This window comes from Peribacillus sp. Bi96 (assembly GCF_918698115.1).
In the GTDB taxonomy this organism is placed as follows: domain Bacteria; phylum Bacillota; class Bacilli; order Bacillales; family DSM-1321; genus Peribacillus.
Genome location: NZ_CAKKLV010000010.1, coordinates 101,794 through 117,689, shown reverse-complemented (window position 1 = coordinate 117,689; position 15,896 = coordinate 101,794). Strand labels below are relative to the sequence as shown.

Genomic DNA, 15,896 nt, shown 5'->3' with positions numbered 1-15,896 from the left:
AGCGCTTTCGTTTGTCATACCATGTAAAAATGGCTCTAATTTTAGAATGTTCATTTCCTGCCTCACATAATTTCACATTGTGGTGTAATTCTTCTTTAACAGAAATAACCCACTTCGTTTTACGAAGTGGGTGAATGGTTTTACTTATAAAGGAATTCAACTAAATTCCTGCTTGATTTTCCTGTAGAGTATTGATTCCATTTTTGTTTAAAGGGAGCGATTTTCATTAACGAATGTTGATCGGGCACTCGGATTTTCCTTAAGAGCTCTTCTGTGGTGGATACGACCGGTCCAGGCATGGAAGAGGAGTAATCCTCCCAAAAGCCTCGTTCCTGTACATACTTTTCCAGGTCATATGCAAAGAAAATCATCGGTCTGTTTAAAAAAGAGAATTCAAATGGAATCGAAGAATAATCGGTAATTAAAAGATCCGTACTGATTAGCAGTTCATTTACGTGAATATCACTATTAACAGGGTAAACGAACCCTGGAAATTGATGTTGGAAATCATGTTCCGCTTTTACCGCTGGATGCAGTTTAAGTAATAGCGCATAATTTTCCCCCTGCAGTTCCTTGTAGAGTAATTCCAAATCTAATGCAATCTCTCCGCTGTTCAAGCCATCATTACGAAATGTAGGGGCATATAACATGATTTTCTTATGCTCAAGTTCTGGATGCTTGGCAAGCAACGCACTACGTGCAGCTTTCTTTGACTCATCATTGAAAAAGAAATCGGTCCGAGGTATCCCAGTCCTTAGTATATGTGATGATGGTAATTGAAAACTTTCTTGAAATATTTCCGCCATTCGCTCTGAACCTGCCGTAATATAATCAAACTTTCGATAGACCTCTAAAAACCTTTTCCTCGCTCCTGCAGAGCGGGTTTGAATGGAAGGGTCTTTTGCCCCGAATTGCTTAATGGCACCAGCCGCATGCCATACTTGAACACAAATCACTTGTTTTTTGAATGAAATAGCTGAAAGAAAGCCATAATAATTATCAATGATAATCCATTTGGATGTTGCGAGATGATAAATCGAACGGATCATGGCAATGATATTTTTAGATTCAAACGGAAGGACGATGGTTTGCCCATCGTCCTCCACATGTATATGACTGCTCGGTTTCATTAAAAATACTTTTTGAACAGAAATGTCCTGCTTGTCCATTTCGTCGGCAATATATTGGCAATTATCCCCGAATGAGGTGACAAAGGTCGTTTTGTCTTGTAAAGGGAAAAGTTTAAAGATAGAGAATAAAACTTTGAAACAAAGTAGATAAATCCCTATCACGAATTCTTTAGCCATTCGTTACTTGTAAAAGGTCATCTTTGATTTGGGATGTGGAAATGCCGATTGTTCTTGGCAGGTAGACCACTTCACAAACTTCAGCTAATTCATCGAATTGACCTTTCCAGTCATCTCCCATTACAAAGGTATCTACGCCTTCACGAACGATGTCTTCTCTTTTTTGTTCCCATTTGTCTTCCGGTATGACTTCATCCACATAGCGGATTGATTCAAGGATCATTTTTCTGTTTTCAAAGCTATGATAAGCTTTTTTGTCCTTTAAAGCATTGAATTCATCTGTGGAAATGGCAACGATAAGATAATCCCCTAAATCCTTAGCGCGTTTTAATAGATTGATATGACCCCAATGAAGCAAATCAAAGGTTCCATAAGTGATTACTTTCTTCATATTTATTCCTCCTGTACAAATGTATTTATATATTTAATCTTGATGGTCGCAAAAAAAAGAGTGTTTCGTTATTTATAAATGATCAAGCTTAGATGTCTTGTCTATCTAATTATAACAAATAAAATTTACAATTGAACCACAAAAATTTTACAATCCTGTTAGATTATAAAGATAATGTAAATCGTAATTTTGGATTCAATTCTATAATTTAATTGGTTGTTTATCAAGAATGAATAACTAAAGTTATATTGATATATCGTGATAATCAGAGTTTTAGTATAACACATAACTAATTCAATAAAAGGAAGGTATATTTCATTTATGTTAAAAATGGCTAGGTAATAGACCGGATACAATTTTTTTGCTAGACTTGTTTAGGTTTCCGAAATTAAAAATGACAATTGTTTGAACTCTTCAATTAATTATTGAAAATTCAAGGCAGAAAATAAGTCATTGTTATAAAATAAATGATATTAGATAAAAGTAAGTTTGAAATTAGATGTTTGTAATCCTATAATATTCTTATTTGAAGCATATGGATGCTTGCTGCCGAGAGGGGAATTTCTTCAAAATGGAGAACTATATTTTTAAGAATAGAAAAACAATGAATGTTCGGCTTGTTGATGAAGTTTATTATATAGAAATAGCCATAAGACAGAGTTTTCTTGAGGGCATAGAGAGTCACTCTTTTATTTTAACGAATAGATACAATATAGATGATATAATCCGTTTGGATTTTTATGTGAAAGATCAAACGGATGATTATTTTTTATTTGAAGTGAAGCTGCCGTATCATCCACTAGAAAATCGCCTTGTTGATGGTGAAATGTGGGATTTGCATATCCTTCGGGAAATCGAAGGTGCACCTGTTACAACACGGATAAAAAGTAAAAAGCGCCAGTTGAATTTCTTTTCCACTCTGAATGAAGACCGTAAGAAAATGTTTTATCCATTTGCGACAAAAAGAGGTAACCTTTCCTTTTATGCGAATGATTATAAGATGTTTTCCTTTTTTGAAGATATTGAGCTTCAAAAGGATGGCACTTTTCATTTTAATGGCCATTTTAATTACCCTCCATTATTCCAATTGGATGAGCTTGAATTCAAAAAGGTTGAATTACTGGTCAGGAATAATTTAAATGAAGAAGAGGTTATCATACCTTTGACTGGTTTTGAACGTAAAGACCTACTGGAAAGGTTTCCAGATATCAAGCTTCATGAAAATATCGGTTTTCAAGGCGAGGTCGACCTGAGATCTGAAATCGATGGAGAGCAGCCAAAGTATTTCATGTTCTATACAGTTCTGCATTATGAAAGAAATGGTGAATTGGAAGAAATAAGAAGTGTTCGGATGAAATGCAGTACTATAAAGGATCTGGCTGCAAAAAGAATAATTAAAGTACAGGATAAAAAAATACAAATTCAAATAAAAGCAACAAAAATATCGAAGTACTTTTCTTTATCTGCATCTAAATATAATTTTAAAACGCAGGTTCTCAAAAAAGCGAAGAGTACATGGGTGAAAACCAGAAGAAGTAAGCGTCTAAGGAAATGGTATAAGTCAGCTTTTGCTGTATTGAGCTTGCTTATTCCAGCCAATAAAAAATTGGCGGTATTCGAAAGCTATCATGGCAAGCAATATAGCGATAGCCCTAGGGCCATATATGAATACATGAAAGAGAATAACCCGGACTATAAACTGGTGTGGAGCGTCGACCGTGCTTCAATGAAGTATTTTGCTCAAAAGGATGTAGAGTATGTCAGACGTTTTTCCATCCGATGGTTATTGATCATGACGAGGGCAAAGTACTGGGTTAACAATGTACGATTCCCGCTGTGGATTCCAAAGCCTAAACATACGATATATATTCAAACATGGCATGGAACTCCCCTTAAGCGTCTTGCGATGGATATGGATGAAGTGCATATGCCTGGGACCAATACGGACAAATATAAAGCGAACTTCTTGAGGGAAGCGAGTAACTGGGATTATCTAGTTTCACCAAACGCGTATTCCACAGAGATTTTCCAAAGGGCATTCCAGTTCGACCGGAAGATGATTGAGTCAGGTTACCCTCGTAACGATTTCTTGCATAACTCCAATAATGAAGAGACGATTAATGAGCTGAAAAGGAAGTTCAACCTTCCGCTTGATAAGAAACTTATTTTGTATGCCCCGACCTGGAGGGATAATCAATTTTTCAGGAAAGGGAAATATAAGTTTAATTTGGAGCTGGATTTAGCTCGGATGCAGGAAGAGCTTGGCGACTCCTATATTGTCATCATGCGTATGCATTATTTAGTGGCCCAGAACATGGATCTTTCCGAATTTGAAGGCTTCGCTTATGATTTCTCTCATTTAGAGGACATTCGCGAACTATATTTGATATCTGATTTACTAGTGACGGACTATTCCTCCGTATTCTTCGATTATGCGAACTTAAGAAGACCTATGATTTTCTTTACGTATGATATAGAAGATTACCGTGATAACTTAAGGGGCTTCTATTTTGACTTTGAAGAGAAAGCACCTGGTCTTTTGACGAAGACCACAGAAGAACTGATTGAAGAGGTCAGGAATATCGAAAGAAGCCATTTCAAATTAAGTGAACGATTTGAAGAGTTTTATCAAAAGTTTTGCTATTTAGAATGCGGGGAATCCTCTAAACGCGTTGTAGAGGAAGTGTTTGTGAAGAGCAATACTACTGTTTAGATGGCATTCAATGAGATCATGAATATACCGGCTGTTTAACAGTCGGTTCTTTTTTTGAAAGGGGAAGCATATGGCATCAATAGTGACGAAAGGGAAAGCTATGCTAACAAGCGCTTATAAAATGGCTTTCGCCGTGGCAGGTAAAGTGTTGCCTGCAGATCAAAAGCTTGTTGTTTTCGAAAGCTTTTTAGGCAAGCAGTATAGCTGCAATCCCCGGGCGATTTATGAATACTTGCAGAGTCACCATCCAGAATATAAAATGTATTGGAGTGTAGATAAAAGGTATACATCTCAATTCGAAGGGGCAGGTATTCCATATCTCAAACGTTTTTCACTTAGTTGGCTGCTCAAAATGACTCGAGCCCGCTATTGGGTTACGAACAGCAGGCTGCCGTTGTGGATTCCTAAGCCGAAGCATACGGTCTATTTGCAAACATGGCATGGGACTCCTTTAAAGAAGCTTGCTGCAGATATGAAGGAAGTGCATATGCCTGGGACGACCACGGAAAGTTATAAAGAAAACTTCCATGCCGAATCAAGCAAATGGGATTATTTAATATCCCCTAACGCTTATTCTAGTGAGATTTTTGCCAGAGCCTTCAATGTCGATCAATCTAAAATTATCGAAACAGGTTATCCACGTAATGATTTACTTTACAATGGAAATAATCGTGATACAATCGATTCATTGAAACGGAAGTTGGGTATACCATCAGAGAAAAAGGTCATTTTATATGCCCCTACGTGGAGAGATGATGAGTTTTATGGCAAGGGGAAATATAAGTTTGACATTAAACTGGATTTGAATCAATTGAAACAGGAATTAGGGGATGAGTATGTTATATTGCTCCGTCTTCATTATTTAATTTCCGAGAACTTGGATTTATCGGCTTATCAAGGGTTCGCCTACAATCTATCCAGTTATGAAGATATCAGTCATTTGTATCTAATTTCAGATTTATTAATAACGGATTATTCCTCAGTATTCTTTGATTACGCTAATTTAAAGCGTCCGATGCTTTTCTATGTATATGATATAGAAAACTACAGGGACAAGCTTCGCGGGTTTTACTTTGATTTTGAAACGAATGCACCGGGTTCGTTAGTTAAAACGTCTGATGAAATCATTGATAGCATCAAGGCCATTGAATCAGAAAATACAGTTGAAATGAATCGTTTTCACGAACGGTTTTGTGCGCTCGAGGATGGCCAGGCTACACGACGTGTTATAGAAAAAGTGTTTTTAGGAAGGTCTGTGTAATATATGAGTTCAGCTTTGACCGTTTTAAAAGAACAAATTAACAATTTTTATTTGGCAAGGCGTTTGTCTGTTTATGAGGTGAAAAGTGCCAACAGCAGTAACTATCTGGGAATCCTATGGGAGATCATCAGTCCGATGATTCAGATTTCGATCTATTGGTTCGTGTTCGGATTTGGGATCTTAAATCGCGGAGAGGAGTTCCTTCCATGGCTGATGGCAGGGATCGTAGTCTGGTTTTTTGTGACGGCGACTACAACCCAGGTATCCAAATCTGTCTATTCCCGACTGAATATGGTATCCAAGATGAGCTTTCCGTTGAGTGTCATTCCTACTTATGTCATTTTTGCGAAGCTATACCAGCACCTTCTGCTGCTTGGAGTGATTATCATACTTTTAGGCTTTACTGGTTACCTCCCTACATTTTATATCATACAACTGCCGTATTTTATTGTAGCTACGGTTACCTTGTTATTTTCATTTGGATTAATTTCTTCAACCTTAGCTACCATCATTCGTGATGTTCAAAATATAATCGTGTCCTTAATGAAAGTACTGTTTTATTTAACACCAATCCTTTGGGTAATAAATGCTAATGATCATCCGATCATCGCCAATATCATGAAGTTAAATCCACTATATTATATTGTGGAGGGGTATCGGGCTTCGTTATTGGGGGAATCATGGTACCTGATAGTGCATTGGGAATATACGCTTTATTTCTGGGCAGTCGTAATCCTCTTCTTTTTGATAGGTTCCTCGCTGCATGTTAGGTTTAGAGATCGCTTTGTTGACTTTAAGTAAACGGAAGTGAGAAAAATTGGAAAAATCGGTAATTGTCAAAGACGTAACGAAAAAATATAAATTATATAATAAAAGCTCGGAAAAATTGTTGGATCTCCTTTTACCGAAAAGCTATGGTGAAGAGTATTTTGCTCTGAGGAATGTTAGCTTTGAAGCGGAAAAGGGTGATGTGATCGGATTTGTCGGTGTCAACGGCTCCGGGAAATCAACTTTGTCCAATATTATTGCCGGCATTATCCCTCCAACGGATGGAAATGTCCAAACCAACGGGAAACCGGCTTTGATTGCCGTTTCATCGGGCCTTAATAATCAATTGACGGGCAGGGAAAACATCGAACTTAAAATGCTGATGCTTGGATTCGACAAGAATCAGATCAAAGGACTGGAGCCTGAGATCATCGAGTTTTCAGAGCTTGGTAAGTTCATTGATCAACCAGTGAAATCCTACTCAAGCGGGATGAAGTCCAGACTTGGTTTCTCGATTTCGGTGCATATCGATCCAGATATCCTTATCATCGATGAAGCCTTATCAGTGGGGGATAAAAACTTTGCTGAAAAGTGTCTGGAGAAGATGAACGAGTTTAAGAAAAAAGGTAAAACGATGTTCTTCGTCAGCCATTCAATCGGCCAGATGAAGAAATTCTGCCAAAAAGCTTTATGGCTTGAATACGGAGAGTTAAAAGCATACGGTGCCATGAACGAAGTCATGCCGCAATATGAAGCATTCTTGAAAGAATATAACGCCATGTCTAAAAAAGAGCAGAAAAAGTACCGTGAAGAACAAATGAAACGGCGCAGTACTGCACTGGTATGAATAGGATAAGCAGACCCTAGCATTGGGTCTGCTTGTTTTTTTAGTTGAGCACTTCTTGGTAAGCATTCTCGAACCGCTCTGCTGCGGTAAGATGGGAGTATTCGCTTTCCATTTTATATCTCGCGTTAGAGGCTAACGTTGCAGCGTATGCTGGGTCATGAAGCAGATTTGAGATGGCTTGTGCAAGTGCTTTTATATTTTTCTCTTCCACTAGCAGACCATCTTCACCATCATCGAGAATTTCCTTTAATCCTCCGATTGCACTGGCAATGACAGGTGAACGGCAACTCATCGCTTCTAGTGCAGAAATGGATGTCGCTTCTTCCACGCCGTGTGAATGAACACTTGGGATGAGTACGATATCTGACGCTTCATAGAGGTTATGCATTTTCTCGAATGGCACTGACCCTAAGAAAAGCACGGAATCGGTTAATTCCAGTTTTGCTACCGTTTCCTCAAGCCTTGTTCGCTGTTCTCCTGTACCTGCATAAACCAATACCGTATCAGGATGATTCTCGAGCACCTCAGGAAGAGCCATGAGCGGATAGATGACACCGTTCTTTTCGGTCATTCTTCTAGGAACGAAAAGCATCTTTTTATGTAGGGGGATTTGAAAATCTTGACGGGTCTGTTCACGCTTTGCGCTGTCCGGTTTGAAAGCAGACACGTCAATGAAGTTCTTAATCGTATCTGCTTCGATATGTGCTAAATGGTTTATATAGTCTTTGATCCTGTGATCGACCGTCACCACTTTTGCAGCCGACTGATAGGCTTTTCTTTCAAGCTCCCGAATGATTAAATCCTCTTCACTATCCGGAAGTAGAGCACCCCTGCTAACTGCTTCGAATGAATAATACCCATGGACAGTTTGCACCGTTGGAATCCCGGATTCAATGGAGGCAAGCGTTGCGAAAATGTCTTGTGCATTAATGACATCATAGTTCTTTTTCAAGTTTTTGATGGAAGAAGCCAATAATTTCTGGCGTTGACGGTCATTGTAAAGCTGGCCGCTTCCCTGTTTTACTTTATTCAATAAAAAACCGGGTGCCTGGGCGAGTAACTTCTTTTTGAACGGTGGTAATTGAGAGAAAGATAATATATCTACATGATGGCCCCGTGACATCAACCCCTTTTTTAACGTAGTGATATGACTTGATAGCCCTCCTTCATGAGGGTAGTTGAAAATCGTTGTAATTAATATGTTCATAATGGCACTCCTTCTTCTAATGTATTAATTCGATTTGATCTTTCTCAATCCTTGCAGGCTGCTTACTTTAAAAAGCATGGATAATGCGATATACAATCCGAAAACAAGAAGCGAGATGATCACTAATTCAACAATGATGGGAAACGTTAGTGTAAGCGGGTGGATCCAGAGTGCAAGTCCATAAATGATGGTTCCTATGATGATCAGCTTTCCGCTTTCCTGAAAAACTTCCCTGAAAGCGGCTATGTCCTCTCTTTTTGTTTTAAGCCAAAGGAAGCTAAACAAGTAGAGAGATTGCAGGAGCATGGAAATGCCCGAGGCTAAGGCAATTCCACCGACACCGAGATAGCGTGATAGGACCCAGCTGAGCAGGACATTAAGTAATACGGCAATCAAGCAGGAATACATAGCCACTTTTGTTTTTTTTAAGGCGTAGAAGGCATTCATCAAATAATCCCTAAAGGCAAAGAATGGGAGGCAAGCTGAATAAAAGAAAAATGCCGCATAAGTTGTTTCTGTAGCCGAAGCATCAAAAGCCCCGCGTTGGAAAGCCAGAGTGATTAAGCTGTTTCCGCTGATTAACATGACGAGCATGAAAGGAATGGCTAAAAATATAAGCGACTTCAGCCCCTTTAAGGTCAAATTAAGGAAAGATTGATAACTTATAAGGGCTCGCTCGACGATTGATGGATACAAAACGGTAATCAGCGGTGTAAGGACAATGCTTAACGGCAGCCACAGCAGCCGGTTCGCATAGTTAAGCGCTGATACGCTTCCAGTCTCGAGCGAGGTGGCAATAATCCGATCGACGACACTATTCAATTGGATGGCCAAAGCCGCGATGATAATAGGATAAAAGGTGTGCAGCGTTTGGATGATCTGCCGTTTGTGGGGCAGGAAAGAGATGATGGGCCGGATTCCGTATTTCTTTAATGATGGGTATTGAATAAGGAATTGGCTTGCTGCACCGAATACGAACCCCCAAGCCAACCCTTCCACCCCAAAGGCCGCAGCGAACAATACGGTGGCTAGAATGATGACCGTGTTTTGGGCAGTAGAAGTAAGGGCAGGAAGGATAAAACGCTTATTCGCATTCAGGACGCCCGTCGCCATGTATGAAAGTGTGAAAAAAAGTAAACTCGGAAGCATGATCCGTGTCAAGGATTCGGTTAGTGCAAGCTCTGAATCCGAGAAACCAGGGGCCACCATCATGACGAGCGGCTTGACGAAAACCATGCAGGCAATGGTCATGACTCCGGCTACCAGCATAAAAAAGGAACCTAAGACACTGATGAACTCATCAGCTCTCATTGGGTTTTTCGCTTTCTTCTCCAAGTAAATGGGGATGACGCCAGCCTGAAGGCCACTGCCGAGAGCCGTAAATAGAATAGTGGGAATGAGGCTTGCCACGAAAAAAACATCTGCCATTGATGAGGCACCGAAATAGGCGGCTATGATCGACTCCCGACCGAATCCGAGGACTTTTCCGATGGCTGCAATGATAGTGACGAGCCCGACCGATTTAATTACATTTGAAAGAGTAGGCATATTTTCAATCCTTTAAAATAATGTCCTTTTGTAAACAGAATCCTAAACAACTATAAAAAAATAGGGTAAACGTTTTATCTTCGAGAATATTGTAAAAAAGTCCTGCTATTAATGCTGCAGACATCAGGCAGAAGGTGAAGACTGCAAAAGTTCCATTTCCCGATATAATGATTTTACGGAATGCAAGAAGGACAAATGCAAAAACTCCGAGAAAACCTAGCGCCCCAGTTTGAACTAGAATCTGGATATATTGATTATCGGCATACATCCTTTCACCGATTTGATATTCCTGATAGATCGGTGAAGGAAAGGAAAGGGTGGCTGAATCACCAAAAGTAGCCAGCCCCGTACCTATTATGGGATGATCTTTGAAAATTTCAATTCCCTTGATTAAGACATATAAACGGCCCCATTCTGTACTCTGGTGAAGAGTCTTATCAGAGAACATTTCTGAGAAACGATTGGAGAGGGCATGTTCATGTTCGGAAGTGGGTGTGCTGCCAATCACCAAATTTTCCATGGGAACGGCTGCGGATATCTCCGCTTTGCTTGAAGCGAATAAAACCGGGTAATAAATGAGAAGCAGGCCGAGACCCAATGCTCCTATAGCATATTTGAAAAATGATTTATTTTTAGTCCACACCATGAAGACAAGTGCGGCGAACCCGAATGCAATCATCGCACCCCGTGAATAGGTGAGCAGTAAAGTTCCAGAAAGTAAGATGGCTGCTAGAAAGACGATGAATTTATTTTTTTTCAGGGCTTGAAATAAAAAGAAACTTAGAAATAACTGGATGCTTAAGAACAAGGCAAATACATTAGGGTTGCCAGGTGCCCCATAAATCCTCATTCGGTTCGTTGGTGAAAGGTTCCACATTTCCCAGGCATGGGGAAGCAGGACCGTGCGTGAAAAGATTTTCTCCACGATGCCATGAAGGCAAAGTATGAGTGTAAATATTAGGGTTACCTTCAAAAAGCGAAAGATATCCTTTCTTTCTAGATTTAATTCACCGATAATGTAAAGAAGCAAGAATGTAACAAGCAATGCCCGGAGTTCAAATAGGGTGGGGAGGATTCCCACTCCGTGTGTGAGTCCAGCTACGGCCCCAACTAAACAAAACAACCAAAAGGGCACTGTGAAATGATACCTCGAAATTGACCAATCGTTTCTCTTGAATCTTTCAATAAGCAAAGAAATGAATAAGGTGAGGATAATCAGGTCACCTGTATAGGTTAAGCCGCTATTCAGTTCCATAAATAAGGGACGGGCAGGGAAATAAATGAATAGAATTAATAACGGGTTTTTTTTATTTATACCGATAAAAACGAGCATCAACGCCGTAGCAATGTAACCGGTGATAGGGTAAGGCACTGCCAATGGGACAAGCAGGCACAGTATAAGAAGGGGTAATGAATGTTTTTCTAGAAACTTCAAATGATTAACCACCTTTGAATCAAAATCACGTTCTATGATGTGTATGAAAATATTTCTTGAATAATACCCCACCCTTTAGATGTATAGTACATATGAAAGGCTGAAGAAAAATGACAGAAAAGTTTGTTGAGATACTATCCATACCATTCATTGATACCAATATGGATGAATTTATGAATCGGATGATCTATCCAAGATTAATGAACCAGGAAAAAACGTTTGTCGTTACGGCAAACCCAGAAATAGTGGAGTATGCAAATGAGCATCAGGATTATAAGGACATCATTATATCGGCTGATTACATCACGCCGGATGGCATTGGTATTATTATGGCCTCTAAATGGCTAAATCAACCTTTACAAGAGCGGATTACAGGATTCGACTTGATGAATGAATTATTTCGGGTCGCTGATGAGAAAGCTCTGAAAGTATATCTGCTTGGGGCGGAAGAACATGTTATTAAAACAGCGGCCCTTAAAGCAAAAGAGCAATACCCGGGTATCGAGTTAGTGGGATACAACCATGGTTACATTGATATTAAGGATGAAAACTTGGCTAAGTCCATTGCTGCACTTGAACCTGACATCATTTTGACTGCATTAGGGTTTCCTAGACAGGAAAAATGGGTTTCGATGCATTATCCCTTATTTAAAAAAGGTGTTTTCATGGGAGTTGGGGGAAGCTTTGATGTTCTTGCAGGAAAAGTGAACCGCGCCCCGGTTTTCTGGCAGAAGATGCGTCTTGAATGGTTGTACCGACTAATCCAACAACCTTCACGGTGGAAACGGATGCTTGCGCTGCCAAGATTCGTATTCAAAGTTAGGCGGTTAAGGAAAAGGGTACAGCGTTCCTGAAAATAAGGAGTGGACCTGGATGAAAGTCTTGCACTTGAACGCTGGTAATGAAACTGGCGGCGGTATGTTTCATATTATGTCCTTACTGAACCAATTGAATAAAGAGGAGTTCATGCTGGGTTTATTTGAAGATGGTGAACTTTACCGGCGGGCCATGTCTGCGGGGATACAAACCAAACTTTTCAAGCAACATTCCAAATATGACCTTTCAATTTTGAAACCTTTAAGGGACTTTATCCGTCTAAATAATATAGACATCATCCATACTCATGGTCCGCGTGCGAATATATATGGTGCTTTTTTAAAACGCCTCATTAAACGCCCTTGGCTTCTTACTGTTCACAGTGCACCCCATCATGATTTTTTAGGCAAGGGTGTAAAAGGAAAACTGTTTACAGACCTCAATGTATGGTCGTTTCAATATGCCGATCATATCCTGGCTGTATCCGATCGCTTTAAAGAGGACTTGATAGACCGAGGCATCCATACGTCTAAAATCACCAAAATCCTAAATGGAATCGACTTTGAAAAGGAATTGCCTGTCCCTTTTCAAAGGGATGATTTAGGGTTTGAGGAAGATGATTTCATCATCATCATGCCCGCAAGGCTTGAACCGGTGAAAGGCCATGAATTTGCCTTAGCCGCATTGAGTGAAGTGATATCGGAATTCCCCCATGTAAAGCTGTTGCTTGTTGGGGACGGGAGCAGGAGATTGGATTTGGAGCAGTTCGTCTTGGAAAAGGGTTTATCGAATAATGTGTTCTTTTTAGGATATCGTGAAGATTTAGAGAGAATCTATCCAATAGGGGACGTCACATTATTGACTTCCTTTAGCGAAAGTTTCCCGCTTGTGTTGCTTGAAGGAGCAAGGTCTGGCCTTCCAGCAATCACAAGTGATGTTGGCGGAGTAATAGAATTGATTCCGGATGGGAGCAAGGGCTGGATTACGGATATCGGAAATGTTAATCAGCTGAAGTTGGCCATCTGCAAAGCTTTGGAATTAAAAAAATCCGGAGAACTGACAAAGATAGGGTTTGATTTACAAAAATTTGCAAAAAACAACTTTTCTATAGAGATTTTAGCCGAAAACGTATATAATGTTTATTTGAGGATGAAAAATTAAAATAAGCAATTATATATAGGTTTTTTCTTATAGATCGTTACGGGTATTAAGATTTTTAGTTGAAATGAGGTGGTTCTTGATGTTAATAGGGGCCTTATTGGTATCCTTTTTATTATCCATTTTTTTGACTCCTTTTGTCGGAAAATTGGCCTTTAAATTAGGAGCTACCGATAAACCGAATGAGCGAAAAGTGCATAGTAAAATTATGCCGCGCATGGGCGGTTTAGCGATATTTTTGAGTTTTTTCATTACCTTCCTACTTTTTACGAATGATTTGTGGGAACAATTGCCCCTTCTAGTGGGCGCGCTTGTGATTATATTGATCGGGATAGCTGATGATATTTATGAATTAAGAGCTGCACCCAAATTCCTGGGCCAGATTTTAGCTGCCCTCATTATCGTATTATGGGGCGGATTAGAAGTGGAATTCATCAATTTGCCGTTCATTACCGATACACTTGAATTTGGTATTTTAAGTACGCCGATCACTATATTATGGATTGTCAGTATCATTAATGCCATCAACCTAATAGATGGACTTGATGGTCTTGCAGGCGGTGTCTCGACAATCGCATTAGTGACAATTGCAACAATGGCCCTTATAAAAGGGGATTTATTCGTTGCTATGGTTGCATTAATCGTGATTGGAAGCACTCTTGGCTTTTTGAAGTACAATTTTCACCCTGCAAAGATTTTCATGGGAGATACAGGTGCCCTATTTTTAGGATACATCATTGCTGTTCTTTCCCTGCTAGGATTTAAAAACGTTACGATGATTTCCTTGATCGTGCCAATCATCATTTTGGGTGTTCCCATTTCAGACACATTTTTTGCGATTATCCGCAGGGTCGTCAATAAACAGCCGATTTCAGCTGCTGATAAATCCCATTTACATCACTGTTTAATAAATTTGGGCTTCACTCATAAGCAGACTGTCTTGCTCATCTATGCTTTAGCTGCCTGCTTTGGCTTAGCTGCGATAATCTTTTCATTTGCAACGATGTGGGGAGCTTTGATCCTTGTAACGGGTCTCCTTTTGATCATAGAGATTTTTGTGGAGAAAATTGGCTTGGTCAATTCAAATTACCAGCCGCTTCTGAAGATGCTCAATTTTAAAAACAAACCATGATTGCTTTGCAAATAGATTACTAGATTCGTGTATTGAAAGATAGGAAAGCCTCCAACCAGATATGGTTGGAGGCTTTTTTGTTTTGGAGGTGAGGGAGTTCATCCCCCGGTGGGATAGAAAGGCAAGTAGCCAGGATCATCAGGAATAAAGAAAACCCCACTTTGGGGAGTGGGGTTTTCACTTTATTCTTCTACTTTTGATTGAACGGCTTCAGTTTGATTCGTAACGTCTTTAGGTCCCAAGTTTAAGTGGGATTGAAGCAGTAGCTTAGTATTCGCTACTGATGTTTCATTCAACTGATAATAATAGGTTCCGTTTATGGTGGAATCCTGACCTTCAAGTTTGATTGTTTCAAGATTTAGGCCGTTATCGGTAGTCACATATTTTATGAACCCTTTAATTTGTGAGAATTGAAGGTTCGTTGTCATATTGTCACCGACAGCTTCCATTACGTCTGTATATTTCGTTAAAGATCCAGCAGATGTTGCTTTGGCAATAATGGCTTTAAGGACTTCCTGTTGACGCTCACCACGTTGAATATCACTGTCCTTCTTACGAGTTCGTGCAAAGGCTAATGCTTCTTCACCGTCGACAGTCTGTAATCCTTTTTCGAGATGGATGGCATTCTTTTTGTCATGTGAATCGATTTCATTCATTTCATAGGGTACGTCGACTTCGATTCCATCCAATGAATCGACGACATCAATGAAAGCATTAAAGTTCATGCGGACATAGTAATCGACAGGGACATCGAAAAGTTCCTCTACGGTGTCCATTGTGGCTTTTGGTCCACCGGCCGCATGGGCGGCGTTGATTTTCGTGGTTACGCCTTTGGCTGGCACATACACATAAGAGTCACGTGGAATGCTTAAAAGTTTAATAGATTTCTGATCTTTATTGAATGTTGCCAACATTAAAGCATCCGAGCGTGAGTTTCCTTTATAGTCACGTTCATCACTATCATCAATTCCTATGAAAAGAATGGAGAAATTATCTTCGAGCGGGTCGACCGTTTCACTTCTCTTAGCTGAAGCTTCCACAGGGTCATAGGAATCATTGAATACATTTTGGGCTTTCATATATAGAGTTGCAGCATACGTAGTAGCTCCTAGACCAAGTACCAGCAGTGGAACAAGGAGTAACCAGAGCCTCTTTCGTCTTTTTTTCCTTGTTTTCTTAATTTTATAGACACGCCTAGTAGTAGACATCTTTTTCTTCTCCTTTTAAATAGCGAACTTCAGACATAAATCGCTATTTTTCGAATCCTACAGTTTATATTTCGTCATATATTTCTCTTAATTTTACAATGATTT

General features: G+C 39.7%; 12 protein-coding genes and 1 pseudogene. 7 read left to right on the top strand and 6 right to left on the bottom strand.

Annotated elements, in window-relative coordinates:
- Positions 1-140: 140 nt before the first annotated feature.
- Positions 141-1,307: a CDP-glycerol glycerophosphotransferase family protein gene (locus LQ203_RS14385; RefSeq protein WP_230159067.1), complete on the bottom strand. Its 1,167-nt coding sequence runs from the start codon at positions 1,305-1,307 to the stop codon at positions 141-143.
- Positions 1,300-1,698 carry a glycerol-3-phosphate cytidylyltransferase gene (tagD, locus tag LQ203_RS14380; protein ID WP_230159066.1) on the bottom strand — a complete coding sequence of 133 codons (399 nt, stop codon included), beginning with the start codon at positions 1,696-1,698 and terminating at the stop codon, positions 1,300-1,302. Before tagD ends, LQ203_RS14385 begins: the two co-directional genes overlap by 8 nt.
- 571 nt (positions 1,699-2,269) lie before the next feature.
- Here tagD and LQ203_RS27520 point away from each other — a divergent pair.
- From LQ203_RS27520 to tagH, 4 genes and pseudogenes are all read left to right on the top strand, one after another.
- Complete coding sequence (locus LQ203_RS27520) at positions 2,270-4,411, top strand: CDP-glycerol glycerophosphotransferase family protein (RefSeq protein WP_290370587.1); 2,142 nt, start codon at positions 2,270-2,272, stop codon at positions 4,409-4,411.
- Positions 4,412-4,493: 82 nt separating this feature from the next.
- Positions 4,494-5,672, top strand: a pseudogene (locus LQ203_RS14370) (CDP-glycerol glycerophosphotransferase family protein); the annotation flags it as partial.
- Between the two features lie 3 nt (positions 5,673-5,675).
- Positions 5,676-6,473 (top strand): ABC transporter permease, encoded by a 798-nt coding sequence (locus LQ203_RS14365; RefSeq protein WP_230159065.1) that lies wholly within the window; start codon positions 5,676-5,678, stop codon positions 6,471-6,473.
- A 16-nt stretch (positions 6,474-6,489) separates the two neighbouring features.
- Positions 6,490-7,287 (top strand): teichoic acids export ABC transporter ATP-binding subunit TagH, encoded by a 798-nt coding sequence (tagH, locus tag LQ203_RS14360; protein ID WP_230159064.1) that lies wholly within the window; start codon positions 6,490-6,492, stop codon positions 7,285-7,287.
- Positions 7,288-7,327: 40 nt separating this feature from the next.
- Here the strand turns inward: tagH and LQ203_RS14355 are convergent, their stop codons facing one another.
- Genes LQ203_RS14355 through LQ203_RS14345 form a run of 3 tightly spaced genes read right to left on the bottom strand, consistent with a single transcriptional unit; the run spans position 7,328 to position 11,477 of the window.
- Positions 7,328-8,494, bottom strand: a complete 1,167-nt coding sequence (locus LQ203_RS14355) for a glycosyltransferase family 4 protein (RefSeq protein WP_230159063.1) — start codon at positions 8,492-8,494, stop codon at positions 7,328-7,330.
- A 24-nt stretch (positions 8,495-8,518) separates the two neighbouring features.
- On the bottom strand, positions 8,519-10,042 hold the full coding sequence (murJ, locus tag LQ203_RS14350) for a murein biosynthesis integral membrane protein MurJ (RefSeq protein WP_230159062.1): 1,524 nt from the start codon (positions 10,040-10,042) through the stop codon (positions 8,519-8,521).
- A gap of 4 nt (positions 10,043-10,046) precedes the next feature.
- Positions 10,047-11,477, bottom strand: a complete 1,431-nt coding sequence (locus LQ203_RS14345) for an O-antigen ligase family protein (RefSeq protein WP_230159061.1) — start codon at positions 11,475-11,477, stop codon at positions 10,047-10,049.
- Between the two features lie 110 nt (positions 11,478-11,587).
- Here LQ203_RS14345 and LQ203_RS14340 point away from each other — a divergent pair, with 110 nt between their 5' ends.
- The 3 genes from LQ203_RS14340 to LQ203_RS14330 all read left to right on the top strand — a co-directional run bounded on the left by LQ203_RS14340 (position 11,588) and on the right by LQ203_RS14330 (position 14,583).
- Positions 11,588-12,331: a WecB/TagA/CpsF family glycosyltransferase gene (locus LQ203_RS14340; RefSeq protein ID WP_230159060.1), complete on the top strand. Its 744-nt coding sequence runs from the start codon at positions 11,588-11,590 to the stop codon at positions 12,329-12,331.
- A gap of 19 nt (positions 12,332-12,350) precedes the next feature.
- The gene (locus tag LQ203_RS14335; RefSeq protein ID WP_230159059.1) at positions 12,351-13,454 is read left to right on the top strand and encodes a glycosyltransferase family 4 protein; all 1,104 of its coding nucleotides are present in this window, start codon (positions 12,351-12,353) and stop codon (positions 13,452-13,454) included.
- A 79-nt stretch (positions 13,455-13,533) separates the two neighbouring features.
- On the top strand, positions 13,534-14,583 hold the full coding sequence (locus LQ203_RS14330) for an MraY family glycosyltransferase (protein WP_230159058.1): 1,050 nt from the start codon (positions 13,534-13,536) through the stop codon (positions 14,581-14,583).
- A gap of 182 nt (positions 14,584-14,765) precedes the next feature.
- On the opposite strand, the gene LQ203_RS14325 is transcribed toward LQ203_RS14330, so the two are convergent.
- Complete coding sequence (locus tag LQ203_RS14325; protein ID WP_230159057.1) at positions 14,766-15,791, bottom strand: LCP family protein; 1,026 nt, start codon at positions 15,789-15,791, stop codon at positions 14,766-14,768.
- Between the last annotated feature and the right edge of the window lie 105 nt (positions 15,792-15,896).